Raw genomic sequence first — 25,347 nt, 5'->3', positions numbered from 1 at the left:
GCCATGGACGACATTGGTGAACATGATTGTCATCTGCTAGTTTCGCGGCGTCGCTCCACCCGCCCGAGGTGCCGGGCGCCGGACGCCCGCGCCGCGCCCGCCCCGGCCACCCGTGCGTCCGGCCACCCGTCCCCTGGCCGGTCGTCGTCCCCCGGAAGAAGAGAACGTGCGCCCCACCCGCCGAGCGTTGCCCGCCGTGGCCCTCACCCTCACCGCCTCCCTGCTGCTCACCGGCTGCTTCGCCTCCTCCCCGGGAACCGACGCCGGCCCGGCGGAGGGCGCGGCCGACGGACGCATCCGCGTCGCGATGCTGCAACCGCCGCGCTCCGGCCTCTCCCCGTTCAGCGACGACGCCTTCAAGCTCTCCCGCTGGAGCACCGCGGAGACGCTGGTCGTCCTCGACGAGGCCGGCGACCCCCAGCCCGCCCTGGCCACCGAGTGGACCCGGAACGACCCGCGCACCTGGACCTTCACCATCCGCCAGGGCGTCACCTTCCACGACGGCAGCCCGCTGACCGCCGACGCCGTCGCGGGCGCCCTGCGCGCCGCCACCGAGGCCAGCCCCAAGCCCCGCATCCTGGACGGCGTCGAACTGCGGATCAGCGCCGAGGGCGACACCGTCACCGTCACCACCGGCGAGGACGACCCCCTGCTGCCCCAGCGGCTGTCCTCCCCCCAGCTCTCCATCCTGGCCCCCAGCGCCTACACCGGAGCCACCGTCAACCCGGTCGGCACCGGCACCGGACCCTTCGTGCTGACCGAGGTCGACGGCACCACCGCGGCCCACCTGGACCGCTACGAGGAGTACTGGGGCGAGCCGGCGCGGGCCGGCGGCATCGACGTCACCTTCGTCCCGGACGGCACCGCCCGCGCCGCCGCCCTGCGCAGCGGCACCGCGGACATCGTCGAGGCCGTCCCGGTCTCCCAGGCCGCGCTGCTGGACGAGGAGACCATCACCGAGGTGCCGATGCCGCGCACCAACACCCTCTACCTCAACACCGGGTCCGGCCCGTTCCGCGACCCGGCGCTGCGCGCCGCCGCCCGGGACGCGATCGACCGCGCCGCGCTGGTCGAGGGCGTCTACGAGGGCCGCGCCGACCAGGCCGAGGGCCTGCTCGGCCCCGCCATCCCGTGGGCCGCCGAACGCCCCGAGCGGAGCGGGCGCACCGAGGCCGCCGACCCCGCCGGGACCACCATCACCCTCGCCACCTTCTCCGACCGGGCCGAGCTGCCCGAGGTCGCCACCGCCCTCCAGCAGCAGTTGGAGCGGGCCGGATTCACCGTCGAGCAGGTGGTGCGCGAGTACGCCCACATCGAGGCCGACGCGCTGGCCGGCGAGTTCGACGCCTTCATCCTCTCCCGCGCCACCGTGCTGGACTCCGGCGACCCGGCCGCGTACATGGTCAGCGACTTCGGCTGCGACGGCTCCTTCAACATCTCCCAGCTGTGCGACCCGGCGGTGGACCAGGCCCTGGAGCTCGCCGAGCGCACCCCCTCCGGCCCGGAGCGCCGCGCGGCGATCCTCCAGGCCGAGGCCGCGATCCTGAACACCGACGCCGCCATCCCGCTGCTGCACGAGCGGGTCATCCAGGGCGACGCCGGCAACGTCGTGGACTCGGCCAAGGATCCGCGCGAGCGCCTCCTGGTCACCGCCGACACCCACCTGCGGTGAGTACGCGACAGGAGCACCGGCCGGCGGCGCTCCGGGGCGGCGGGCGGATCCGGGGCGCCGCGGTCTCCCGCACCCTGGCGCTGGTGGCGATCACCGCCGTGGTGGGCCTGCTGCCCTGGCTCTCCGGCCGGGACCCGGCACTGGCCGTGCTGCGCGCCCGCTCCGCCGAGCAGGAACCCACCGAGGAGGCGCTGGCGGCCATCCGCGCGGACCTCGGCCTGGACGCCGGCCCGCTGGCGCTGCTCGGCGACTGGCTCGCCGGGCCGCTCCGCGGCGACCTCGGCACCTCTTGGGTCTCCGGGGCGGACGTCCTGCCGTCCGTGCTCGGCGGCCTCGGCGTCTCGCTCACCCTGATGGGCTCGGCGTTCGCCGTCGCCCTGCTGCTCACCGCCGCCCTCAGCGCCCCGACCCTGGTCCGCGGCGCCCGCGGAACCCCGCGGCGGGCCGGCGCGGGCAGCGGCGCCACCGCCGCCATGCTCGCCTCCCTGCCGGAGTTCCTGCTGGCCACCGTGGGGCTCGTGGTGCTCGCGGTGTGGCTGCGCTGGCTCCCACCGTTCGGCTGGGAGGGCCCGCGCAACCTCGTGCTGCCGGCGCTGGCGCTCGGCATCCCGGCCGGCGGCCTGCTCGGCCGGCTGGTGGACGACGCGCTGCCGGCCGTGTTCACCGAACGCTGGGTCGGCCTGTGGGCGGCCGCCGGCTGCACCCCGCGCCGGATCGCGGCCGCGGCGCTGCGCCGCGCCCTGCCGGCCATCGTGCCGCAGTTCGGGCTGGTCGCCGTCGGCCTGACCGGCGGGGCCGTCGCCGTGGAGACCGTATTCAGCGTCCCCGGCATCGGCCGCACCGCCCTGGGCGCCGCCGAGTCGCAGGACCTGCCGATGCTCCAGGGCTCCGTGCTGGCACTGGTCCTGCTGGGCACGCTCGCCGGCGTGCTCGGCGACGCGGCCCGCCGCCGGCTGCTCGGCCCGGGCCTGCGCGACGCCGCGTTGCCGCTGCCCGCGCCGGCCGCCGCCCCGGCCACCTGGCCACGGCTCGCGCTGCCCGTCGTGCTCGCCACCGTGCTGCTGGCCGGCATCGCCGCCGGACTGCCGCGCGACCCGCGCACCGTCGACACCACCGCCCGGCTCGCCGCCCCCTCCTGGGCCCACCCGCTGGGCACCGACGGCCTCGGCCGCGACGTGCTGGCCCGGCTCGGACACGGGGCCGCCGCCACGGTCGGCGTCGCGCTGCTGGTCTGCCTGGTCTCCTACGCGCTGGCGCTGCTGGTCGGCTTCCTGCCCGCGCTCGCGGCCGGCGCCTCGGAGGTGGCCAACGCCCTGCCGCCGGTGATCGCCGGCATCCTGGTCGCGGCCGTCCTCGGGCCCGGCACCCTCGGCGCCTCCGTCGCCGTCGCCCTGGTCTCCTGGCCACCGCTGGCCGCGCACGCCTCCGCGCTGGTCCAGCAGACCCGCGCCGCCGGCTACCTGACGGCGCAGCGGGCCATCGGCTCGCCCCCGCACTGGATCCTGACCCGGCACGTGCTGCCGGCGGTGGCCGGCCCGGTGGCCCGCCACGCCGTGCTGCGCCTGCCCGGCATCGCGCTGGCCCTCGCCTCGCTGGGCTTCCTGGGCCTGGGCGCCCAGCCGCCCGCCCCGGAATGGGGCCTGACGCTCGCCGAGTCGCTGCCGTACGTCGAGCGCGCCCCGTGGGCCACGCTCGGCCCCGCGCTGGCGCTGGCCCTACTGGCCGGGCTCGCCGTCTCGCTGTCCGCGCTGCCGGCCACCTCCGTGCTGTCCGCGCTGTCCGGGCTCTCCCCGGCCGGCCGGGCTCGCCGCACCGCCCGTCCGCCCGCCGCGACGGCACCGCCCGGGAAGGTCGCCCGATGAACCCCGCCGCACCCATGAACCCGGCCGCACCGGCGGACGCCGTCCCGCCGGAGAACCGCGCCGCACCGGGAAACCGCGCCACACCGGCCGAGGAGCTGCTGACCGTCCGTGACCTGCGCGTCGGCTTCCGCCGGCACGGCCGGCCGGTCCCGGCGGTCCGCGGGCTCTCCTTCGACGTGGCCGCGGGCGAGGTGCTGGCCGTGGTCGGCGAGTCCGGGGCCGGCAAGTCGCTGACCGCCCTCGCCCTGCTCGGCCTCACCCCGCCCGGCGCCGAGGTCGGCGGCAGCGTCCGGCTGCGCGGCCGGGAACTGGTGGACGCGCCGCGCTCGGTGTGGCGCGAGGTGCGCGGGCGACGGATCTCCCTGGTGCCGCAGGACGCCCTGGCCGTGCTCAGCCCGGTGCACACCGTGGGCGAGCAGATCGCCGCCGCCGTCCGCTCGGTGCGGCGGGTGAGCCGCAGCGAGGCGTGGTCCCGGGCGGTCGCCGCCCTGGAACAGGTCGGCATCGCCGACGCCGCCCGCCGCGCCCGCGCCCACCCGCACGAGTTCTCCGGCGGCATGCGGCAGCGCGCGGTGATCGCGATGGCGATGGTGAACGAACCGGAGCTGGTCGTCGCCGACGAACCGACCACCGCCCTGGACGCCGCCCTCCAGGCCCAGCTCCTGGACACCCTGACGCAGGCACGGCAACGCACCGGCGCGGCACTGCTCCTGGTCACCCACGACCTCGGCATCGTCGCCGGACACGCCGACCGGGTACTGATCATGTACGCCGGGCGGCACATGGAGGACGGCCCGGTGCGCCGCGTCCTGACCGAGCCGCGCACCCCGTACACCGCCGGCCTGCTGGCCTCGCTGCCGCCGGAGCGGTCCACCACCCGCCGCCTCGCGGCCATCCCCGGCAGCCCGCCCACGGCCCGGGAGCTGCTGGCGGGAGGCGACGGCTGCGCCTTCGCCCCGCGCTGCCCGCTCGCCGAGGAACGCTGCGCCGGCACGGCACCCCCGGCCGTCGCCACCGAGCGCACCGACCACCGGGCCGCCTGCCACCGCTGGCCGGAGCTGGCGGCGCTCGGCCCCACGCTGTTCACCGACGAGCCGGCGGAGGTACCGCGTGCCTGAGCCCTCCCCCGTCCTCCAGGTCCGCGACCTGGTGGTCCACTACCCCGGCCGCACCCGGCACGACCCGCCGGTCCGGGCGGTCGACGGGGTCTCCTTCGACGTGCGCCCCGGCGAGACCCTGGCGCTGATCGGCGAGTCGGGCTGCGGGAAGTCCAGCACCGCCACCGCCGTGCTCCAGCTCCGCCGGCCGGACTCCGGCTCCGTGCGCTTCGCCGGACGCGAACTCACCACGCTCACCGACGAGGAGCTGCGCCCGCTGCGCCCCGCCTTCCAGCCGGTGTTCCAGGACCCGTACGGCTCGCTGAACCCGCGGCGGCGCGTCCGCGACACCATCGCCGAGCCGCTGCGCGTGCACGGCCGCTGGGACCCGGCGACCGGTCCGGCGCGGGTGGCGGAGCTGCTGGAGATGGTCGGCCTGGACGCCTCGCACGGCGCCCGCCGCCCGGGCGAACTCTCCGGCGGCCAGCAGCAGCGCGTCGGCATCGCCCGCGCGCTGGCCTGCGAACCCCGGCTGCTGGTGCTCGACGAGCCGGTCTCCGCCCTCGACCCCTCCGTCCGCGCCGGCGTCCTCAACGTGCTCACCGCCCTCCAGGACGAACTCGGGCTCGCCTACCTGTTCATCAGCCACGACCTCGCCCTGGTGCGGCACGTCGCCCACCGGGTGGCCGTCATGCGCGCCGGCCGGATCGTCGGGACCGGCCCGGCCCGCACCCTCCCCGCCACCCCGGAGCACCCCCGCACCGCGGCGAAATCCGGGTGATGCGCGGCCCCGCCCGCTGCCACGATGTGCCCATGCGCGCGTACATCGACGATCCCCGCCGGCTCGGCGAGACCCGGCTGTCCGACGGACGGTCGCTGGGCTGGGCCGAGTGGGGCCCCTCCGACGGCGTGCCCGTCCTGCTCTGCCCCGGGGCCGCCACCAGCCGGTGGCTGGGCTTCGGCGCGGGCGTGGTGGACGCCCTCGGAGTGCGCCTGGTGTCGGTGGACCGTCCCGGGCTCGGCGTGTCGACGCCCGCGCCCGGCCGGACGCTCCCCGACTTCGCGGAGGACGTCCGCGAGCTGGCCGCGCTGCGCGGACTCGGGCGTCCACCGGTCGTCGGCAACTCCCAGGGCGCGCCCTTCGCGCTGGCCTGCGCCGCGGCGGGCGTGGTCGCGGCCCTGGCCGTCGTCTCCGGGGCGGACGAGGTCGCCGCACCCGAGTTCGCCGCCGCCCTGCCGGCCGAGCTGCGCGCCCTCGTCGAATCCGCCGCCACCGACCCCGCCGGCGCCGAGCGGTTCTTCGCCGGCTTCGACGCGGACGCGATGTGGGAGATGGTGATGCGCGGCAGCCCGGAGTGCGACCTCGCCGTGTACCGGGATCCCGCCTTCGCGGCCGGCTACCGCCGTGCCCTGGAGGAGGGCTTCGCCCAGGGCGCGGCCGGCTACGCCCGGGACACCCTGCTGGCCATGCGGCGGTGGCCGCTGGACCTGGCCGGGATCACCGTGCCGGTCGACATCTGGTACGGCCGGGCGGACACCAGCCACTCCCCCGACAACGGCGCCCTCCTCGCCACCCGGATCCCCGCCGCCCGCCGCCACGTCGTCCCCGGAACCGGCGGCGCCCTGCTGTGGACCCACCCCGAACCGATCCTGACCTCCCTCCTCGACGCGGCGACTCCCCACCGCTAGCGCCCCCGGCCGTCGCCGGTGCGCCACGCTCCGCACCGGTACGACCACTGCCGCGGCGAAGTACCCTCGTTGGGTCCCCCGGCATCAGGAGTTCCCCGCAGTGGCCCTCAGCGTCTTCGACCTCTTCTCCATCGGCATCGGCCCGTCCAGCTCGCACACGGTCGGACCGATGCGCGCCGCTCGGATGTTCGCCCGCCGGCTGAAGTCCCAGGGGCTGCTGGCCGCCACCCACGGGGTGCGGGCCGAACTGTTCGGCTCGCTGGGCGCCACCGGCCACGGCCACGGCACGCCCAAGGCGGTGCTGCTCGGGTTGGAGGGCAACTCGCCGCGGACCGTGGACGTCGCCCGGGCCGACCTCGACGTCGAACGCGTCCGCGCCACCGGCCGGCTCCGGCTGCTCGGCCACGACCTCGGCGACGCCCACGAGATCGCTTTCGCCCCGGACCGCGACATCGTCCTGCACCGCCGCCGCGCCCTCCCCTACCACGCCAACGGCATGACGCTGACCGCCCACGACGCGGCGGGCGTGGCCCTGCTGGAGCGCACCTACTACTCGGTGGGCGGCGGTTTCGTCGTCGACCACGCCGCCCTCGACGAGGCCGACCGGATCAAGCCCGACGACACCGCGCTCCCCCACCCCTTCCGCACCGGCCAGGAACTGCTCCGGCTCACCCGGGAGACCGGGCTGTCGATCTCCTCGCTCATGCTGGAGAACGAGCGGGCCTGGCGCCCCGAGTCCGAGGTGCGCTCCGGCCTGCTGGAGATCTGGCGGGTCATGCGCGAGTGCGTGGCCACCGGCATGACCACCGAGGGCATCCTGCCCGGCGGCCTGAAGGTCCGCCGCCGTGCCGCCACCGCCGCCCGCGCCCTGCGCGCCGAAGGCGGCGGAGCGGGCAACGCCATGGAGTGGGTCACCCTCTACGCGATGGCCGTCAACGAGGAGAACGCGGCGGGCGGCCGCGTCGTGACCGCCCCCACCAACGGCGCCGCCGGCATCGTCCCCGCCGTGCTGCACTACTACACCGAGTTCGTCCCCGGCGCCGACGACGAGGGCGTCATCCGCTTCCTCCTCGCGGCCGGTGCCATCGGCATGCTCTTCAAGGAGAACGCCTCCATCTCCGGCGCCGAGGTCGGCTGCCAGGGCGAGGTCGGCTCCGCCTGCTCGATGGCCGCCGGCGCGCTGGCCGAGGTCCTCGGCGGAAGCCCCGAGCAGGTGGAGAACGCCGCCGAGATCGGCATCGAGCACAACCTCGGCCTGACCTGCGACCCGGTCGGCGGCCTGGTCCAGATCCCGTGCATCGAGCGCAACGGCATGGCCGCCGTCAAGGCCGTCACCGCCGCCCGCATGGCCCTGCGCGGCGACGGCCGCCACCACGTCTCCCTCGACAAGGCCATCAAGACCATGAAGGAGACCGGCGCCGACATGAAGGTCAAGTACAAGGAAACCTCCCGCGGCGGCCTCGCCGTCAACGTCATCGAGTGCTGACCAAACCACCCCTGACCTGCGGTTTCCCGGCTTTCCAGCCCGTCACGCCCTTTCCGCTCGACCCAGCGGATCGTCCCTGAGGAGTCCCCGGGACGGCACGGAAAGTCCCTGAAAAGTCCCCGGCTCCCCCAAGCCGGAGCCCATCCCGAGAGACCGCCCGCCTGGTCGCCACCCGCGCCTTTACTGGAGCAGCTCCGGCTCGGCGAAGAGTTCCTGGATCCAGTAGGCGCTCGCCTCGTGGCAGTCCTCGGTCGGGGTGCCGGGAAAGAGGCGGGACCAGGAGACCGCGCGGCCGACGGCGGCCAGGCGGACGGCGAGGGTGGCCGCGCGGCGGAGCTCAGGGAGCGTGGGGCCCAGGTCGCTCCAGGGTTCCAGGTACGCGTCGCGGAGGCGGGTCATGGTCTCGGGCCCGTACCGCTCGCGGACGGCGCGGGCCGGGACGAGGAGGCTGGCGAAGGGGTGGGCAACGACCGCGTCGCCCCAGTCGAAGAAGGTGTAGCGGCCGGGCCCCGGGGCGAGCATCTGGGCGTCGTGCAGGTCGCAGTGGTCGAGCGAGTCGGGGACACCGACGGCGTCGAGCTCCGCGCACCAGTCGAGCAGGCGGGGGCGGCGTTCCCGCAGGGAGCGGCGGACGGCGGGTTCCAGGGTGGGGTTGCTCTCGACGAGGTCGTCGAAGATGCCCGGCAGGTGGGCGGTGCGGGCGCTGGGCACGCCCAGCGCGGTCATGCGGTCCGTGTACGGGAGGAGAACGCGCTGCAGGCGCGCGTACTGGCCGACCGCCTCCAGCCAGTCCGCCGGCCCGGCGGCGCCGGTGTCGAGGAGGTGCCGGAACAGCGGCCCGCCGTCGGGCAGGAGCGACCAGCCGCGGTCGGGGTCGACCGCCAGCGGGGTCAGGACGTGCTCGGGAACCCATTCCGCGAGCGCGTGTCCGAGGGCGGCCTCGAAGCCGTTGCCCGGCGTGCCGGCCTTGAACCAGGCGGCGTCGCGCTCGGCCGGGCCGGTCCGGAAGCGGATGATGATCGACCAGGGGCGCACCCGCACCTCACGGGCGCCGGTCTCCCGCAGGCCGTGGCGGGAGAGCTCCCGCTCCGCCCAGTCCAGGGCGGTCTGGCGCCAGGCGGCGTCCTCCCAGGGGGTGACGGCATCGGCGAACCGGCCCCGGTCCACCGTCGACGGTGTCTCGCGTCGCATTCGGGGATTCCACCACTGGGGACACAACCGCCGCACCCGAAATAGCTCCGGTGGGGACCGGTCCCGCCGGGACCGACCGCCCGGGCACCGGTCGCGGACCGACCGGTTCGGGCGTGAGCGCGCCGGGCTCAGTCCTGGTCGGCCGCCTTCGCGGCCTGCTCGGCGCGCTTCTCCTTGATGCGGGCGGCCTCCTTGCGGACCTCGGCCTGGGTGGCGCGCTCCTTCTGCAGCCACTCCGGGTTCTCGTCCTTGAGGGCCTCGATCTGCTCGGTGGTCAGAGCCTCCGTGACGCCGCCGCGGGCGAGGCCGGAGATGGAGACGCCCAGCTTGGCCGCCACGACGGGTCGGGGGTGCGGGCCGTTGCGGCGCAGCTCGCGCAGCCACTCCGGCGGATCGGCCTGGAGCGCGTTGAGCTCGGAGCGGGAGACGACACCCTCGCGGAACTCGGCGGGGGTGGCATCGAGGTACACGCCCAGCTTCTTGGCCGCGGTGGCGGGCTTCATCGTCTGGGCGGTCTTGTGCTGCGTCATGCCGACAAGAATATCGGCCAGGTGCACCCCCACCGACCACGGCCGGTAATCTGGCCTGGTGACAGGCTCGGACGCAAGCTCCTCCCCCAGTGCCCCCGCTCCCTCCGCTCCTCCGGCTGCCTCCTTCCGGGTGGCGTACGTGCCGGGCGTGACGCCCTCGAAGTGGGTGCGGATCTGGCAGGAGCGCCTGCCGGACGTGCCGCTGGAGCTCGTCCAGGTGGAGGCGGCGGACGCGGAGGGCCTGCTGCGCGAGGGCGGGGCCGACGCCGCGTTCCTGCGGCTCCCGGTGGACCGTACGGAGCTCAGCGCGATCCCCCTGTACACCGAGACGACCGTCGTGGTGGTCCCCAAGGACCACCTGGTGGCGGCGGCGGACGAGGTGACCGTCGAGGACATCGCCGACGACATCGTGCTGCACCCGCTGGACGACACCCTGGACTGGGCGACGCCCCCGGGGCGTCCCGCCATCGAGCGGCCGGCGACGACGGCCGACGCGATCGAGCTGGTCGCGGCTGGGATCGGACTTCTAATCGTCCCGCAGTCCCTCGCCCGGCTGTACCACCGCAAGGACCTCACGTACCGGACGCTGACCGGGACGCCCCAGTCGCAGGTGGCGCTGTCGTGGCCGGAGGACGCCACCACCGATCTGGTGGAGGACTTCATCGGGATCGTGCGGGGCCGCACCGTGAACAGCTCGCGGGGCCGCCGCCCCGACGAGCGGACGGCGAAGACCGCGAAGGACGCGAAGACCGCGAAGACCGGCAAGGCCGGCCGCTCGGAGAAGCCGAAGCAGGGCAACAAGCCCCAGGGCTCCGGTGCCCGCCGCCGGACCGGCGGCGGGGGCGCCGCCGCCAGGAGCAGACGCTCCGGTAATCCACGCCGCCGCTCCTAGGAGTCGTCGCTCGTCACCGCCCACCGGCTCCCCTCACCCTGGTGTGATCCCGGTGTGATCCGGCACGCACCGCCTATTGACCCTCCGCCTGAAGGCGGTGTAAACAACACGCAACGTCAATGTTTACGCAATCATCGCCTCGGGGGCACAGGCATGCAACACGGATGGTGATGGTTGCGTAAACATGCTTGGGCTGAATCGATGCCAGGCCGTGAGTGAGGAAACCGCATGACGACGCTGTCGTGCCGTACAGGCGACACCTGTCCGACAGCGCCACCAGCAGTGCGACGAACAACATGACCGGCACCCGCACCACCAGGAACGGCACCGCCCGGGCCAGCGAGCACCACACCGCTCATCGCCCAGCGCCGCTGGTTGCCCGTCAGCGGTAGCACGATGTCCCACCCACCCCAGCCGGTGGCGGAAGGGAGAAGGAGACCCCACTGTTCGGCATGCGGCGACGACGCTCACCGACCGCCCGACACCGCCCCGACACCGCCCCGGAAGGGCTCCCCGCCCTGCCCCCAACCGGGGTGACTCTCCTACGGCACCCCCGCAAAGCCACTGAGGTCGACCCTCGCCCCTGCGCGACCGCACACCCCGTCGAACACAGCGCGAATGCAAGGAGAAACACCACATGAGACATGGCCCCCGGGTGGTCCACCGGCGCACTGCCGTCCTGACCGCGATCCTCGTCAGCAGCGCATTCGTGGCCACCGGAACGCCGCCCGCAGCAGCCGCCGCGGGACAGGCTGCCCAGAGCGTGACCGTCACTCCCGATCCCTCCTACCAGGGCCAGGAATTCGAGGGATGGGGAACCAGCCTCGTGTGGTTCGCCAACGCCACCGGTGACTACCCCGACGAGATCCGCGAGGAACTCGCCCGCCTGCTCTTCAGCGACGAGGGCCTGGCGCTGAACATCGCCCGCTACAACATCGGCGGCGGCAACGCCCCGGACGTCACCGACTACCTGCGCCCCGGCGGCGCCGTCGAAGGCTGGTGGCAGGCGCCCGAGGGCACCACCCGCGAGGACACCGACTGGTGGGACGCCGACAACCCCGCCCACTGGAACGAGGACGCGGACGCCACCCAACGCTGGTGGATCGACCGGATCAAGGAGGACATCGACCACTGGGAGGCGTTCAGCAACTCCCCGCCCTGGTTCATGACCGTCAGCGGCTACGTCTCCGGCGGGTTCGACGCCAACACCGACCAGTTGCGCTCCGACTCCGTGGACGACTTCGCCGAGTACCTGGTCGGCGCGGTGGAGCGACTGGAGGAGGCGCACGGCATCGAGGTCGACACCCTCGATCCGTTCAACGAGCCGAACACCAACTACTGGAGTACCCGCCTCGGTCCCGACGGTGAGCCCGTCGGTGGCCGGCAGGAGGGTGCCCACATCGGCCCCGAGCTCCAGCAGACGGTGATCCGCGCCCTCGCCGCGGAGCTGGACGGAGCCGACACCGACGCCGTGATCTCCGCGATGGACGAGACCAACCCCGGACTGTTCGCCCGGAACTGGGAGTCCTACCCCGCGGACGTACGGGACCTGGTCGCCCAGCTCAACGTGCACACCTACGGAACCGCCGGTCGCACGACCGTCCGCGACATCGCCAAGGGCGCCGACCGCCCGCTGTGGATGAGCGAGGTCGAAGGCGACTGGGGCGAGGGGCGACAGGACTTCGAGGACATGTCCTCCGGCCTCGGCCTCGCCCAACGCATCGTCGACGACCTGCGCGAGCTGGAACCGACCGCCTGGGTGTTCTGGCAGCCCGTCGAGGACTACGACAACATGGCCCCCGGAGGCGAGTCGCCCCACGGCGGCAACTGGGGCAGCATCCAGCTCCCGTTCGACTGCACCGCCGAGGACACCCTCGCTACCTGCCCCATCCGCACCAACACCAAGTACCACACCGCGCGCAACTTCACCCACTTCATCCAGCCCGGTGACCGGCTGATCCAGACCGACGACACCGCCAGCGTCGCCGCGGTCGCTGCCTCCGGGCGCGAAGCGACCGTCGTGCACGTCAACGACGCCACCGTGGCCCGCACGGTCACCCTCGACCTGTCCCACTTCGGCCAGGTCTCCAAGAGGGCCTCCGTCACCCCGGTCGTCACCGACGCCACCGGCGCGCTGGTCCACCACGACCCCGTCCAGGTGAGCGGCGAGCAGGCCACCTTCACCGTGCCGGCGGAGTCGGTGACCAGCTTCCTGATCGACGGCGTCTCGGGCGTGGACCGCGACGCTGCCCTCGTCCAGCGCGGCCATGACTACCGGCTCACCGGCCTGCAGAGCGGCAGGGCCCTGACCGCGACCGACGACGGCACGGCCGTCGTCATCCGCACCACGGACCCGACCAGCACCGCCCAGACCTGGCAGGTGACCCCCGTGGGCGGGCAGGACGGCAACCGCCAGCGCTTCGTCCTCACCAACGAGGCCACCGGCAACCGCCTCGCCCTGCACGACGGCCGCCTGGTACTGGCGGGCGACCACGGCAACGGCGACGAGGCCGCTCAATGGATCATGTCCAGCACAGGGGACGGATCGTGGACGTTCGTCAACGCGGCAACCGGCCAGCTCCTCGACGTGCCCGGCCAGGCCACCCACGACGGCGCCCCGGTCTCCGTCTGGACCCCCAACTCGGGAACCAACCAGCGTTGGACCGTGACCGACCTGACCCAGTGACGGCCATGCCACACGATCCGACTGGCCGGAGCTTCTGACCGACAGGCGGAACCGCTCACCGGGGGCGGGGGTTGATCAGCCACTGCCCCCGGGTGAGCACTGCCGCACGAACGTCCAGCCGGACAGCTTCGATCGCGTGGTCCGGGGTCGTGGGCGGCGGTTCCGGCTTGCCGTGTCGCGGACGCCTGGTTCGCGTAGCGTGTCTACTCCCGGCTCGGCGTGTAGGTGGGAGGGCGTTTCGGGTGGATCCGGTATCGGTGGGGCTGCTGGCGGCGTTGGCGGGTGGCGCCGGTGGGGAGATCGGTCGGCAGGCATGGGCGGGGCTGAGTGCGTTGGTACGGCGCCCGTTGCGGGGAGGCCAGGACGCCGAGGACGTAGATGACGTAGCTGCGGTGAGTTCGGGCGAGGTGGAGCTGGCGGAGCTGGAACGGGCGCCGGCCGATTCGGCACGAGCGCAGGCACTGAGTACCGCCCTGGCGGTAAGGGCAGCGGTGGATGCCGACTTCCACGCGGGCCTGGAGCGGTGGCGCGAGCTGGCAAGGCTGGTACGCACCGGCGACGGTGAGGCGCGGAACACCATCAGTGGCGGTACCTTCCACGGGCCGGTACTGCAGGGCCGGGACTTCTCCGGTACCTCCTTCACCACCCCGCCTCCGCCGCCAGCCGGCTCCGACACCCCCTCCACCCAGGACTGACCGGCATGGCCAAGGGTGCCTCCGGGCAGCCGTGGATCTTCGAACAGGTGGTCACGCCCGATAACAGCGTGCCGCCGTATCGGAGGCGTAGAGGAAGTGCAGCCCTTCAGCTACTGCCTGCGGGTCGGTCAGGGGGAACACGCGCCTTTGTGGAGCCTCACCGGCCGCGGAAGAGCCTGCGGAACCTGCCACCGCCGGTCGCTCGAACCAGGCGGTTCAGCTCCCGTTCGGCGGCCCGTGCGGTCGCCGGCTCCCCCGCCTCGACATAGGTCGACACAGCCTCTCGCTGGGCTCGGACGGCCTCGTGGAACTCCCCGAGGAGCCGCAGGGAGGCGCTCACGCCCTCCAGGTGTTGTCCGGCCGGGAGAAGGTTGCCCGCACGGCGTGCGCAGTCGAGTCCCTCCCGGTGGGCGGTCACCGACTCCCGGTACCGGCCCAGTGTCCGCAGCGACCACCCCGCGGTCAGCAGTGGACTGATCAGATGGCCCGCGGTGCCGCAGTCCCGGTAGAGCGACGCGGCTTGCAGAGCGGCCTCCACAGCCTCGTCGTGCCGGTCCAGGCCCCTGGCCGAGATGGCGATGTTGTTCAGTGCCTGCGCGCGCCCGAAGTCGTCATCGAGTTCGCCGCTGATGGCGAGGGCGCGCCGGAGCACTGCCAGTGCTTCCGTGTGCCGCCCGAGCGCGTTCAGCGACGCGCCGAGGTTCTGGAGGGTCATGGCCATGCCTTGCCAGTCGGGGCGACCAGGGACCTGGTCGAGTGCGGCCACGGCGTCGCGTCGGGCGTCCAGCGATTCCTCGACGCGGCCGGCCAGCAGCAGTGCGCTGCCCAGGTTCGTCAGGGCGGCTCCTTCACCCCGCCGATCGCCGAGTTCACGGAACACCCCGATGGCCCGCCGGAAGACCCCTGCGGCCTCCTCGTACCGCCCCAGGTTGTCCAGCCCGAGCCCGAGATTGTTCAGCGCACGACCGGCGAGCGCCCGGTCGCCGAGGGCCATGAACATCTCCGCGGCGGCCCGGCAAGAGCGGACGCACTCCTCGTACCGGCCCATCTCGTTCTGCGCCAGACCCATGTTGGTCAGTACCCGCGCCTCGCCGTGCCGGTTGCCGAGGCGGCGTGCCGCCTCCAGGGCCACGGGGCCGAGGTCGGTCAGTACGGTGAAGCGGCGCCGCCGCTGCACGTAGTGGACCAGGGACAGATGCACTTCCAAGGCAACGGAAGGACGGTCCTCGCCCATTCTGCGCACGACCCCGACGAGATTGGGCAACTCGGCGTCGAACCAGGAGAGGGCATCCTCCCGGTCGTGGAAGGAGGTGTCGGAGGGAGCAGTCCTGGAAGGGTCCGCATGCTCAGCGGCACTCCGCGCGGTGTCGGAGTAGTACTCCACGAGCCGGTCAACGGCCGCTTCCTGACGGTCGGCGGCAGCCAGGGCATGTGCCTGCTCCGCCGCATACAGCCGTACCAGGTCGTGCATGGCCCACCTGTTGTCGGCGGTCGGCGTGTCAAGGAGGTGGGCACGCGCGAGGGCGTCGAGCAGCCGCCGGCAGTGACGGAGCTCCAGGTGCACCATGGACGCGGCGGCCGCTGTCGAGATATCGGGCCCCGGGTTGACGGACACCAGCCGGAACACCCGTGCCTGGTCCGGTGGTAAGTTGCGATACGAGAGCTCGAACGCCGCTTGTACGGCCCGCTCCTCACTGCGCATCTCGTCAAGGCGGGTGTGTTCGTCCTCGAGGTCCTCGACCATCGTGCGCAGGCTGCGCTGCGGGCGCTCCGACAGCAGGGCGGCCACGATCTCGATCGCCAGGGGAAGTCCTCCGCACAGCCGGGCGATCTCGTTCGCGTCCTCCGGCTCGTCCCGCACCCGGGTGTCCCCGTCTCCCCGCGCGAGACGGATCCGGCGGTCGAGCAGTTCCACGCTCGCCTCGAGGCCCAGCGTGGGCAGGTCCAGCAGGCGCGCGCCGAGCTCCGCCAGGGTGTGCCGTGAAGTGACGAGCGTCCGCGTCACCGAATCCCCGGGCAGCAGGGGGCGGGCCTGTTCGGAGGAGAAGGCGTTGTCGATCACGACCAGGACGTCGCGACCACTGTGGGCGTAGGCGTCCAGGACGGACCGATACAGCCGCTCCCTACCCTGCAGCTCGGACGGGATGTGTTCGGCGGGGACCCCCATGGCCCGCAGGAAGCCGTCCAGGGCAGCAGCGGGATCGACCCGCAGTCGCTCGTCGTAGCCCGCGAGATCGACGAACAGCACACCACCGGGGAACCAGCCCTTCTCACGCGCGGCATGAGCCGCCTGCAAGACCAGTTCGGTCTTGCCGACCCCTCCCATGCCGGACACCGCCGAGACCTGTATGACTCCCTTCTCCGAGTCGGAGGGGCCCAGCATGCCCAGCAAGTCGTCGAGGACCGTTCCTCGGCCGGTGAACGTGGGAGAGGCCCTGGGCAGCCCTCCTAACGCCAGGGGTATCTCGGCGGGCAACTGGATGGTGATGTCCCCGTGGACGTGCCCCACCTGGAGCACGGGCCCGAAGAAGTTGCCGCCGCTGATCTCGTTGCTCATCCGCTCACCACCTGTGCCTGCACCCGGAAAGCGCCCTCCCCGCGGAGATTACGCATTTTCCGCAGCGTCCGTGGAGGATCCCCGGAGACCTACGCCAGGCCCTTCAGGGACTACGCGTAACCACAGGTCAGGGGCTTGCTCAGCGGCCGGCACCAGGTGAAGGTCACGCACAAGGAGACCTCCCCCGGCGGCCTCGCCCTCGACGTCGTCGAGTGCTGACCAGAGCGCCCCCCCCGGCCCACACCCTGTCGCTGGCTCACGCCGGCCGTGGGGTCGGCGCGAGTCAGGCGGACGGGCGCTGCGTCGTGGTCAGCGGCCGCGGCTTGCTCGCGGGTGGCGCGTCCTCGCCGGGCGCGTCATCGGGCCGGGATCACCGCCGTCGTCACTCCGACGGGGCCGGCGCCGACCGCTACCGCCTCGCCAGCATCCCGGCACGAGCCCACCAACCCGCCGAGGCCGGCCGACACCTGCCGGTTCCTGGCTCGATCGCCGCCCTCGCGGGCGGGGATCGAGCCGGGCGGTGGAACCACCTACTCGTCGGTGCGGGCCACGAGCAGCGGCTGGAAGAAGCCCGTCTCCTGCGGCATCCGCCACCGGGCGTCGGCAAAACCGGCCCCGGTTGCGAGGCCGGCCAACCGGTCCTGGCCGAGGGCCCAGTAGGTGGTCCGGCGGACCTGGACGCGCCATTCTCCGCCTGCCGGCAGGAGCTGGAAGTGCTCCAGGTCGTAGTGCTCGCCGTCGTCGTGCCAGTGCCAGAGCTGGAAGGTGACGGTCCGCTCTCCGCCGTCGGCGCCGTCGACCGTCCGGTGGACTTGCGGAGGCGTCGAAACGGGGCGGTCGCGCAGCAAGTCATCGTAGGGGCGTGTGCTGACCAGCAGCAGGCCGCCGGGACGCAGCACGCGGCGCATCTCGGCCAGGGCGGCGTGCACATCCTGCTCGGTCAGCAGGTGGGGCAGCGAGTTGTCAGCGCAGACGACGACGTCGAACAAGCCATCGGAGAACGGCAGGCGTCGCATGTCGGCGGCTGCCGTGCGCAGGCTCAGGCTCCGGCGGGCGGCCTCACGGGCAGCGCGGGCGGCGGCGCGAGGGCTGAGATCGGTCCCGGTGACGCGGTGCCCGCGCAGCGCCAGGCCGATGGCCTGCGTGCCGATGCCGCAGGAACAGTCAAGCACCTCGGCGCGATCCTGGCCGATCAGGGCGTCCAGGGCGTCCCCCTGCCGGTGGAGACTCGCCTCCCAGTCCGAGTAGATCAGGTGGTAGTCGTCGGCCAGTTCGTCGTAAAACCGCGCCACCGATGTCTCGGACATGGCCAGAGGCTACCGTGCCTGATCTCCCGGAGACGCTGGTCGCCTCAGTGGTCCGCGCGAACACCCGCTGTCGCTGAACCTGCACAAAGCCAACCGCGCTCGCCGGCTCCTCCGCGGCTCCGCCCAGAGGGTTGGGCACCCACGCCGAGGGGGCGTCACAGGCCGGCGAGCGTCAGCATGAGTTCCTTGATTTCGGTGGCGTGGTAGTGGTCGCGGGTGGGGGTGGGGTCGGTGCAGAGGAGGACGGGGCCGTCGTCGGGGTGGGTGGGCAGGAGGCCGTGGGTGCCGCGGACGGGGCTGGGGTCGAGGGGCACGACGTTCATGGTGTAGCGCAGGCCGAGGCGTTTGCGGAGCAGGGCGGTGGCGGCGCGTAGCCGCACGTAGGGGTCGGTGGGGTTCATGAAGAGTTCGGCGGGGTCGTAGCCGGGTTTGCGGTGGATTTCGACCAGGCGGGCGTAGTCGGGGGCGTGGGTGTCGTCGAGCCAGTAGTAGTAGGTGAACCAGGCGTCGGGTTCGGCGAGGGCGATGAGGTCGCCGGCGCGTTCGTGGCCCAGGTGGTGTGTGGTTTTGCCGGTGTCGTCGAGGAGGTGGGCGATGCCGTCGAGTTCGGCGAGGGCGGCGCGGACGCGGGGGTGGTCGTGGGGGTCGCGGATGTAGATGTGGGCGATCTGGTGGTCGGCCACGGCGAAGGCGCGGGAGGTCCAGGGGTCGAGGTATTCCATGCCTTGCTGGGTGTGGACGTGGAGGAGGCCGGCGCGGCGTAGGGCGCGGTTGATGTCGATGGGGCGGCGGGCGTTGGTGATGCCGTATTCGGACAGGGCCAGGACGGTGGTGCCGGTGCGTCGGGCGTCGTCGAGGAGGGGGCCGAGGACGGTGTCGAGTTCGGTGGCGGCGTGGGTGGCGGTGGGGTGGTCGGGGCCGTGGCGTTGGAGGTCGTAGTCGAGGTGGGGGAGGTAGGCCAGGGTGAGGTCGGGGCGTTCGCGGAGCATGAGGCGGCGGGTGGCTTCGGTGATCCAGGCGCTGGAGGTGATGGAGGCGGTGGGGCCCCAGTACTGGAAGAGGGGGAAGGGGCCGAGTTCGTGGGTGAGGGTGTCGTGGAGGTGGGGTGGGTGGGTGTAGCAGTCGGGGTCTTTGCGGCCGTCGGCGTGGTAGACGGGGCGTGGGGTGATGGTGTAGTCGACGTCGGCGCCCATGGCGTACCACCAGCAGATGTTGGCGACGCGGTATCCGGGGTGGCGGGTGCGGGCGGTCTGCCAGACTTTCTCGCCGCTGACCAGGGCGTTGTGTTGGCGCCACAGGAGGACCTCGCCGAGGTCGCGGAAGTACCAGCCGTTGCCCACGATCCCGTGTTCGTCGGGCATGGCGCCGGTGAGCAGGGTGGACTGCACGGTGCAGGTGACGGCGGGTAGCACCGTGTCCAGGCGGGCCTGGAAGCCGGACTCGGCGATGCGGCGCAGGTTGGGCATGTGTGGCAGCAGGCGGGGGGTCAGCCCGACGACGTCGAGGACCAGCAGCGGGGTGGGACGGTCAGTCATCGCGTGGGCTCCGGGAGCGGGACGGCGGGTGCGGTGTCGTTGGGTGTTCGCAGGCCGAGGTCGACAAGCGCACGGCGGGTCCAGTCCAGCTCTGCGGCGATGTCGGTGGCGAGGTCGCGGTCGCGGTGGCGGGTGGTGCCGGCCACGCCGTCGGGCAGGGCGGTCCAGGTGTAGGTCTCGACCTCGACGTGGTCGGTGAGGGCCCGCCGGCCACCGAACAGCGCATCCAGGGTGTCGAGCAGGGCGGGGCGGGTGGTGGTCAGCGGTGGTGGCGGGTCGGCGTGCAGGGGGACGTGGAAGTGCACCCGCCAGGGGTTGCGGGCGGGCAAGCCCCCCGGCCACTCCAGGGCCTCCGGGAGGTCGTCGACGGCCAACGGCGGCACACCGGCACGGCCGCCGGAAGCCTCACGCACCTGGTGCAGGTACCGCGGCTCCACCCACTCCACCGCCGCCCGGCGGTGCTCCGGGTCGGCCGGACGCGGCACCACCATGGCGCAGGACGCCTGCGTCTTGACCACCGGGACGCCTGCGGCGGTCAGCCGGTCCAGGGCCGTTCCGGGCTCCTCGTGGGCGACGGCGAGGTGGCAGGCGTCCAGACAGACGCCGACGCGCTCGGTGTCCACCTCCGACACCCCCAGATGCTCCAGGGCCTGTTCGGTGGTCTCGATCACGCAGCCTGGTTCGGGCTCCAGGCCGACCCGTATGGTGCGGCCGGTGCAGGCCTCGATGTCGGCCAGGGCGTGGCCGAGCGCGCGCAGCCGCTCGGTGGCCTGGGCGGCGCGGGCGCGGTCCCAGGGGGTGCGCCAGGCAAGCGGGAGGGTCGAGACGCTGCCGCGGGCGGCGTCGTCCGGGAGCAGCCCGGCCAGCACACGGGCGAGGTCGGCGGTGTAGCGGGCGCGGTCGGGGGTGGTCCAGTCGGGGTGGTAGACCCGGCCCTTGACGATCGGGTCGCCGAAGCCGCGGTAGGGGAAGCCGTTGAGGGTGACGGTCTCCAGCCCGCGCGCGGTCAGTTCGGCGCGCAGTTGCCGCACGGCGGCCGGGTCGGCGGCCAGGTGCGCGGCGACGGGCGCCGGCAACCACAACCCGACCCCGAGACGGCCGCCGCCCAGGCGTTCGTCACCGAGCAGGGCCGCGGCCGGCACGGCGTGCCGATCGAGCCGGTCCAGCAGATCAGGCAAGGTCTCGACAGGGTGCACGTTCGTGCAGTAGGCCAGGTGCACGATGGTGCCATCACGGTGCCGCAGACGCATGACCACTCACTCCTTCCGCGCGCCACGCAACACCGAATTGCCCAGGTACGTACCGTCCGCGGCGGCGAGGGCGGGCACCGGTGTCGCGGGCGGGGCGGCCTGGGCGGGGTCGTCCCGGCCCGGTTCGGCGTCGAGGGTGTCCGGGGGCAGGTCGAGTCGACCGCTCTGCCCGTAGAACGCGACGGGGTTGCGCCACAGGACCTGATCGACGGGGTCGGCCTCGAAGCCGGCGGCGCGCATGGCCTCGCCGGTGCGGCGGGTCTTCAACGGATCACTCCGCCCCCAGTCGGCGGCGGAGTTCACCAGCATCCGATCGGTCCCGTACTCCTTCAGGAGCGTGACCATGCGCTCTTCGTCCATCTTGGTGTCGGGATAGATGGAGAACCCCATCCAGCAACCGGAGTCGGCGACCATCCGCACCGTCGTCTCGTTGAGATGGTCCACCAGCACCATCGCCGGATCGATCCCCGACTCCCGCACCACATCCAGAGTCCGTCGCGTGCCGGCGGCCTTGTCCCGGTGCGGCGTGTGCACCAACACCGGCAGGTGGTGCTCGACGGCCAGCTGCAACTGGTGGGCAAACGCCTCGTCCTCACCCGGCGTCATCGAGTCGTAGCCCACCTCACCGACCGCCACCACCCGGTTCTTCACCAGGTAACGCGGCAGCACCTCCAGCACGCCCCGACAGCGGGGATCCTCCGCCTCCTTGGGGTTCAGCGCGATCGCCGCGTGGTGCCGGATGCCGAACTGCGCGGCCCGGTACGGCTCCCAGCCCAACAGCGCATCGAAGTAGTCCACGAAACTGCCCACGCTGGTGCGCGGCTGCCCCAACCAGAACGACGGCTCCACCACAACGCGGACCCCCGCCGCATACATCCGCTCATAGTCATCGGTGGTCCGCGAGGTCATGTGAATGTGCGGATCGAAAATGCGCATGAGCGCGGCTCCATTCAGCTCCGGCCCAGGCGCAGCACGGCCAGGGCGTCGTTGGGTACGGGGCGACCGGCGGCGGTGCGCTCGGCGGCGAAATCACCGACCATCCGCAGCAGTTCGGCATCCACCCGCTCGGGCAGACCACCCACCGCAGCCAACGGAATGCCGGTGAACAAGCACTTCAACACCGCCTGACGCCACGCCGGCGCCGGGAGCACGGCGGCGCCCCACGGGCCCAGCGCGGCAGCGACCAACCGCGTGTCATTGGTACGCAACGCATCCAGCAGCAGAACCTGCACGACAGCCGCGACAGCATCGGGATCACTCAACCGCGGACCGGTGAAATCCAAGGTGTGCAACACGGCCCGACGCTCATCGGCATCACCGCCGCGATAAGCGTCCACCAGCAGATCGACGTAGGGCTTACCGACCAGCACCGGCGCAGCGAGCAGCAGCACCCGGGCGGCGTCAGCCGCCGTCCAACCAGGGATACCGATCCCCTCCGAAGCCTCGGGGACGCCTTCGGCTTCGGGCAACGGGCGGACACCGGCCAAGCGCGCCGTGTGCGGCAGGAGCAGTGGGAGTCGGTCCGGGTCGGCGGCCACCTGGGCACGGAGCTCACCCAGCTCCGAAGCGACCTCGGGCAGCACCACACTCCGCAGCGCCGATTCGAGATCACCCAGCGGGTCCACGGCCGCCGCGGCGGCTGGGACCGGGAGAGCGGTGACGGAGCGGGTGGTCATCGGATGTGCTGCCCGGGCGGAGTGCGACCCGGTGACGGGGACGCCGGCGGTGTCGGCGGCGTGGTGGAGGAAGCGCAGGCTCTCCCGGGCCACGCGCGGCGCGGCGTGGCCGTGTCGGGGCAGTTCCACGCTGACCAGGCCGCGGTAGCCGGTGGCCTCCAGCGCGGCCAGGACGGGCGGGAAGTCGATCTCGCCGGTGCCGAACTCCAGGTGCTCGTGCACCCCGCGCCGCATGTCGTCGATCTGCACGTTGACGACCTCGCCGCCCCAGGCCGTCACCAGGTCCGGGATCGCGCCGTCCTCCAGACAGCGACAGTGCCCGATGTCCAGCGTCAACCCGAACCCCTCCGGGGCACCGAGCCGGTCCCGCAACTCGCCGTACCCGGCCAGGGTGTCCACGAACATGCCCGGCTCCGGCTCGAAACCCAGGATGACTCCGTACCGCTGGGCCTCCGTCAGGACCTCCCGGCAGCCCGCCTCCAGGCGGCGCCACGCCTCCTCGGCCGGCAGCACCGCATCGGCGGTGCCACTCCAAAACGACACCGCCTGCGCGCCCAGATCGGCCGCCACCCGGACCGCACGGCGCAGCAGATCCACCCGCAGCCGGGCACCCTCCGGCTCGGACAGCAGGGTCGGCTGGTGCTTGCGGTGCCGGTCCAGCAGGTACCGCGCCCCGGTCTCCACGACGACATCGAGACCGAGCCGGTCCAACCGCCGGGCCAGATCCTCCGTCCGCCGAGGCAGACCCGGATCCCACGGATCCAGGTGATGGTGGTCCAGCGTCAGCGCAACGCCGGAGTACCCGAGCTCGGCGATCACGTCGAGGGCGTCGGCAAGACGGTGGTCACCAAAACCATTGGTTCCATAACCGAACCGCACGGTGCTCTCCCCTTCCGATGGTGTGGGTGTGGCGTCGACGTGGCAGGTGCGTGCCGCGGATCGCGCTGGCGGTGAGGGTTGTCAGGAGATCTCGGCGCGGCGCAGGCGGGCCGCCGTGCGGCGGGCCGCCCAGCGGCCGAGCAGGGGCAGCGCGGCGAGCGGGGAGCCGGCCGCGGCGGCCAGCGCGGCTTGCAGGGGCAGCAGCGCGCGCACTCCCCCGCCCACGGCCGCCCGGACCTGCGCCGGGCCGGGCACCCGCCGCGCCGCCCGCAGCGGCCGGGCGGCGGAGACGGCGTACCCGGCGGCGAGCAGGGCCCCGGCGAGGCGGAACGGTGCGGGGGGCGGTGCGCCCGCCGGCCGGGCCAGCATCCCGGCCGGGGCGGCGGCCAGGCCCACGAGGACGGTGGTGGTGAGGGCCCGGTCCACCCGCGCCACCGTCGATCCGGACACCTCGTCGAGGCTGAGGCGGGTGACGCCGTAGATGTGGGCGGCCGTCAGGGCTGCCGGCGCGGCGGCGGCCAGGGCTCTCCGCGGGCCGGCGCCGAGCAGCACGTTCAGTCCCCGGGTGGCCGCGATGACCGCCGGTCCGCCGCGCCGCCCGGCGGCCAACAGGTCGTAGCCCCATGCCGCGGCGGCGACCGCCAGCGCGCCGGCGGTCGCCGAACGGGAGCGGGTGCCCCACCAGGCGATGCCGAGGCCCGCGGCGGTCAGCCCCGCGGCGACACCGAACGCCGCCCCGGGCCGCACCCGCCCCGACGGGATGGGCCGCTCCGGCCGCTCCTCGGCGTCCACCTCACGGTCCGCCCAGTCATTGAGCGCCATACCGCCCAGATAGAGACAGGCGGAGGAGGCGGCGAGCGCCGCCGTCCCCCGCCGCCCGAACGGATGCCCGGCCCACGCGGCCCCGGCCAGGACGTCGCCGGGGGCGGTGAACACGGCGGGCAGCCGGACGAGCTCGGCCAGCGTGCCGGGGGCGGGCAGCAGCGGCGCCGGAGGCCTGGACCGGCCGGCCTCCGGTGGGGTCATCGGCCTGCCTCCGGGGCGGCGAGTCGGTCGGCGAGCCCGCGCAGCGCCAGGTACTGCTCGTGCAGCCCGTGCCCGCCGTCACCGACGGGATCCTTGAAGAAGAAGCCGAGCTCTCCGAGAGGCCCGGTCATCCCCACCTCGTGCGCCCGGGCGGTGAACCGGGCCAGGTCCAGGACGAGCGGGGCGGCCAGCGCGGAGTCGCAGCCCTGCCAGGTGAACTGGAGCGTCATCCCCACCCCGAGGAAGCCCTCGAACAGCACGTGGTCCCAGGCCGTCTTCCACTCCCCCAGGGCCGCGACGTGGTCGATGTGCACCTCGCCGTCGACCGGCTCACCGAGGGTGCCCGCCAGGACCCGCTGCTTGGAGGCGAGCTTGCCGGCCGCGTTGGCCGGATCCGCGAGAGTCGCGCCGTCGCCGCCACCGAGCAGGTTCGTTCCCGACCACGCCCGCACGGCCAGCCGGCGGGTCGCGAACATCGGCCCGAGCACCGACTTCAACAGGGTCTCCCCCGTCTTGCCGTCGCTACCGGCCCACGGCACGCCGCGCGTTGCGGCCAGTTCCTCCAGGGCGGGCAACCGCGCACCGGTGGAAGGGGTGAAGTCCACGAAGGAGCACCCCGCCTGGAAGGCGGCGCAGGCGTACAGCGCGCTCGGCGGCAACGCCTCCTCGCCCCGCTCCAGGGCCGCGCCGAGTTCGGCCCAGGTCGCGTGCTCGGGCCGGGGCGGCAGCGGCGGCTCGGTGGAGGAGACGTTCACGACGACGACCCGCTCCAGGCCGAGGCGCCCCCGGAACCCCTCCAGGTCGGCGGCGAGCCTCCGCACCGCGTCAGCCGGAGCCTCGCCCACCGCCGGCGCCGGGCCGACGCCCGGGCGAACCTCCCGTTCCGCCGCGTCCAGGTCTGCCGCCACCAACTCGGGAAGGCCACCCGGTAGGACGCCGCCGGCGGCCAACTGCTCGGCGCGCTTGCGCAGCGGCGTGCTGGTCACGTCGTGCCCGCCGAAGACGAGCGCGTCCAACGGCGCGAGTCCCGCGTGACGCAGGTCCGGGTGCTCGGCGACCAGCCCGGTGGTGGGTGCCAGGCCGGAGCGCACTGCCGCGGCTCCGGCGACGGCGGTCACGGCCACCGAACCACGGGCACCGACGAACCAGACGCCGACCCGCCCGCGGGATCGTTCATTCGCTGGTGCGGACGGCATGGACCGGCCCGGGTCCGCTGATGGGGCGGCGTGCTTCATCGACTGCTCACCTCTGCTGTGCGATGGAGTGGTGGGGTCATGACCGGGCGACGGGGCGGGCGGCGGGAGGTCGCGCGGTCGT

General features: G+C 73.5%; 19 protein-coding genes. 9 read left to right on the top strand and 10 right to left on the bottom strand.

The genetic code is table 11. The features are described 5' to 3' along the window. The first annotated feature begins 166 nt into the window (after positions 1-166). The 6 genes from FHU37_RS04115 to FHU37_RS04090 all read left to right on the top strand — a co-directional run bounded on the left by FHU37_RS04115 (position 167) and on the right by FHU37_RS04090 (position 7,806). Positions 167-1,672 carry an ABC transporter substrate-binding protein gene (locus FHU37_RS04115; protein WP_179812863.1) on the top strand — a complete coding sequence of 502 codons (1,506 nt, stop codon included), beginning with the start codon at positions 167-169 and terminating at the stop codon, positions 1,670-1,672. 47 nt (positions 1,673-1,719) lie between these two features. Then, the gene (locus FHU37_RS04110; protein WP_179816004.1) at positions 1,720-3,534 is read left to right on the top strand and encodes an ABC transporter permease subunit; all 1,815 of its coding nucleotides are present in this window, start codon (positions 1,720-1,722) and stop codon (positions 3,532-3,534) included. After that, positions 3,531-4,652: an ABC transporter ATP-binding protein gene (locus tag FHU37_RS04105; RefSeq protein ID WP_246449549.1), complete on the top strand. Its 1,122-nt coding sequence runs from the start codon at positions 3,531-3,533 to the stop codon at positions 4,650-4,652. Before FHU37_RS04110 ends, FHU37_RS04105 begins: the two co-directional genes overlap by 4 nt. Beyond that, complete coding sequence (locus tag FHU37_RS04100; protein ID WP_179812862.1) at positions 4,645-5,412, top strand: ATP-binding cassette domain-containing protein; 768 nt, start codon at positions 4,645-4,647, stop codon at positions 5,410-5,412. The genes FHU37_RS04105 and FHU37_RS04100 overlap by 8 nt, the downstream gene beginning before the upstream one ends. 32 nt (positions 5,413-5,444) lie before the next feature. Further along, complete coding sequence (locus FHU37_RS04095) at positions 5,445-6,320, top strand: alpha/beta fold hydrolase (RefSeq protein WP_179812861.1); 876 nt, start codon at positions 5,445-5,447, stop codon at positions 6,318-6,320. 100 nt (positions 6,321-6,420) lie between these two features. After that, the gene (locus FHU37_RS04090) at positions 6,421-7,806 is read left to right on the top strand and encodes an L-serine ammonia-lyase (RefSeq protein ID WP_179812860.1); all 1,386 of its coding nucleotides are present in this window, start codon (positions 6,421-6,423) and stop codon (positions 7,804-7,806) included. 180 nt (positions 7,807-7,986) lie between these two features. On the opposite strand, the gene FHU37_RS04085 is transcribed toward FHU37_RS04090, so the two are convergent. Together FHU37_RS04085 and FHU37_RS04080 are read right to left on the bottom strand one after the other, a co-directional pair. Continuing rightward, positions 7,987-8,997 (bottom strand): aminoglycoside phosphotransferase family protein, encoded by a 1,011-nt coding sequence (locus FHU37_RS04085; protein ID WP_179812859.1) that lies wholly within the window; start codon positions 8,995-8,997, stop codon positions 7,987-7,989. Positions 8,998-9,125: 128 nt separating this feature from the next. Beyond that, on the bottom strand, positions 9,126-9,527 hold the full coding sequence (locus FHU37_RS04080) for a DUF5997 family protein (RefSeq protein WP_179812858.1): 402 nt from the start codon (positions 9,525-9,527) through the stop codon (positions 9,126-9,128). A gap of 58 nt (positions 9,528-9,585) precedes the next feature. On the opposite strand from FHU37_RS04080, the gene FHU37_RS04075 reads away from it, so the two are divergent. The 3 genes from FHU37_RS04075 (at position 9,586) to FHU37_RS04065 (ending at position 13,800) form a co-directional block, all read left to right on the top strand. Further along, positions 9,586-10,419, top strand: coding sequence for a LysR family substrate-binding domain-containing protein (locus tag FHU37_RS04075; protein WP_179812857.1), 834 nt, complete (start codon positions 9,586-9,588; stop codon positions 10,417-10,419). Positions 10,420-11,056: 637 nt separating this feature from the next. Then, entirely contained in the window at positions 11,057-13,105 is a 2,049-nt protein-coding gene (locus tag FHU37_RS04070; protein WP_179812856.1) for an RICIN domain-containing protein, read from the top strand. 242 nt (positions 13,106-13,347) lie between these two features. Continuing rightward, positions 13,348-13,800: a hypothetical protein gene (locus tag FHU37_RS04065; RefSeq protein ID WP_179812855.1), complete on the top strand. Its 453-nt coding sequence runs from the start codon at positions 13,348-13,350 to the stop codon at positions 13,798-13,800. 157 nt (positions 13,801-13,957) lie between these two features. Here the strand turns inward: FHU37_RS04065 and FHU37_RS04060 are convergent, their stop codons facing one another. The 8 genes from FHU37_RS04060 to FHU37_RS04025 form a co-directional block, all read right to left on the bottom strand. Beyond that, positions 13,958-16,357: a tetratricopeptide repeat protein gene (locus FHU37_RS04060; RefSeq protein ID WP_179812854.1), complete on the bottom strand. Its 2,400-nt coding sequence runs from the start codon at positions 16,355-16,357 to the stop codon at positions 13,958-13,960. A 530-nt stretch (positions 16,358-16,887) separates the two neighbouring features. After that, positions 16,888-17,664: a class I SAM-dependent methyltransferase gene (locus FHU37_RS04055; RefSeq protein ID WP_179812853.1), complete on the bottom strand. Its 777-nt coding sequence runs from the start codon at positions 17,662-17,664 to the stop codon at positions 16,888-16,890. 155 nt (positions 17,665-17,819) lie between these two features. Further along, entirely contained in the window at positions 17,820-19,199 is a 1,380-nt protein-coding gene (locus FHU37_RS04050; RefSeq protein WP_179812852.1) for an alkaline phosphatase family protein, read from the bottom strand. Further along, positions 19,196-20,449 carry a metabolite traffic protein EboE gene (gene eboE, locus FHU37_RS04045; RefSeq protein ID WP_179812851.1) on the bottom strand — a complete coding sequence of 418 codons (1,254 nt, stop codon included), beginning with the start codon at positions 20,447-20,449 and terminating at the stop codon, positions 19,196-19,198. The genes FHU37_RS04050 and eboE overlap by 4 nt, the downstream gene beginning before the upstream one ends. Positions 20,450-20,455: 6 nt before the next feature. Then, positions 20,456-21,385, bottom strand: coding sequence for a TatD family hydrolase (locus tag FHU37_RS04040; protein ID WP_179812850.1), 930 nt, complete (start codon positions 21,383-21,385; stop codon positions 20,456-20,458). A gap of 14 nt (positions 21,386-21,399) precedes the next feature. After that, the gene (locus FHU37_RS29485) at positions 21,400-23,004 is read right to left on the bottom strand and encodes an EboA domain-containing protein (protein ID WP_179812849.1); all 1,605 of its coding nucleotides are present in this window, start codon (positions 23,002-23,004) and stop codon (positions 21,400-21,402) included. A gap of 81 nt (positions 23,005-23,085) precedes the next feature. Further along, positions 23,086-24,030 carry an SCO3242 family prenyltransferase gene (locus FHU37_RS04030; RefSeq protein WP_179812848.1) on the bottom strand — a complete coding sequence of 315 codons (945 nt, stop codon included), beginning with the start codon at positions 24,028-24,030 and terminating at the stop codon, positions 23,086-23,088. After that, positions 24,027-25,226, bottom strand: coding sequence for an inositol-3-phosphate synthase (locus FHU37_RS04025; protein ID WP_179812847.1), 1,200 nt, complete (start codon positions 25,224-25,226; stop codon positions 24,027-24,029). The genes FHU37_RS04030 and FHU37_RS04025 overlap by 4 nt, the downstream gene beginning before the upstream one ends. Between the last annotated feature and the right edge of the window lie 121 nt (positions 25,227-25,347).

The sequence above is a fragment of the Allostreptomyces psammosilenae genome (assembly GCF_013407765.1).
Taxonomy (GTDB): Bacteria; Actinomycetota; Actinomycetes; order Streptomycetales; family Streptomycetaceae; genus Allostreptomyces; species Allostreptomyces psammosilenae.
The sequence above is the reverse complement of the archived record's forward strand: the minus strand, read 5'-3'. Positions and strand labels throughout refer to the sequence as shown.

Excerpts from the sequence above, each read along its gene's own strand:
- FHU37_RS04105 (WP_246449549.1), top strand. The coding sequence starts at position 3,531 with ATGAACCCCGCCGCACCCATGAACCCGGCCGCACCGGCGGACGCCGTC.
- FHU37_RS04095 (WP_179812861.1), top strand. The coding sequence starts at position 5,445 with ATGCGCGCGTACATCGACGATCCCCGCCGGCTCGGCGAGACCCGGCTG.
- FHU37_RS04085 (WP_179812859.1), bottom strand. The coding sequence starts at position 8,997 with ATGCGACGCGAGACACCGTCGACGGTGGACCGGGGCCGGTTCGCCGAT.
- FHU37_RS04080 (WP_179812858.1), bottom strand. The coding sequence starts at position 9,527 with ATGACGCAGCACAAGACCGCCCAGACGATGAAGCCCGCCACCGCGGCC.
- FHU37_RS04070 (WP_179812856.1), top strand. The coding sequence starts at position 11,057 with ATGAGACATGGCCCCCGGGTGGTCCACCGGCGCACTGCCGTCCTGACC.
- FHU37_RS04060 (WP_179812854.1), bottom strand. The coding sequence starts at position 16,357 with ATGAGCAACGAGATCAGCGGCGGCAACTTCTTCGGGCCCGTGCTCCAG.
- FHU37_RS04055 (WP_179812853.1), bottom strand. The coding sequence starts at position 17,664 with ATGTCCGAGACATCGGTGGCGCGGTTTTACGACGAACTGGCCGACGAC.
- FHU37_RS04050 (WP_179812852.1), bottom strand. The coding sequence starts at position 19,199 with ATGACTGACCGTCCCACCCCGCTGCTGGTCCTCGACGTCGTCGGGCTG.
- eboE (WP_179812851.1), bottom strand. The coding sequence starts at position 20,449 with ATGCGTCTGCGGCACCGTGATGGCACCATCGTGCACCTGGCCTACTGC.
- FHU37_RS04040 (WP_179812850.1), bottom strand. The coding sequence starts at position 21,385 with ATGCGCATTTTCGATCCGCACATTCACATGACCTCGCGGACCACCGAT.
- FHU37_RS04030 (WP_179812848.1), bottom strand. The coding sequence starts at position 24,030 with ATGACCCCACCGGAGGCCGGCCGGTCCAGGCCTCCGGCGCCGCTGCTG.
- FHU37_RS04025 (WP_179812847.1), bottom strand. The coding sequence starts at position 25,226 with ATGCCGTCCGCACCAGCGAATGAACGATCCCGCGGGCGGGTCGGCGTC.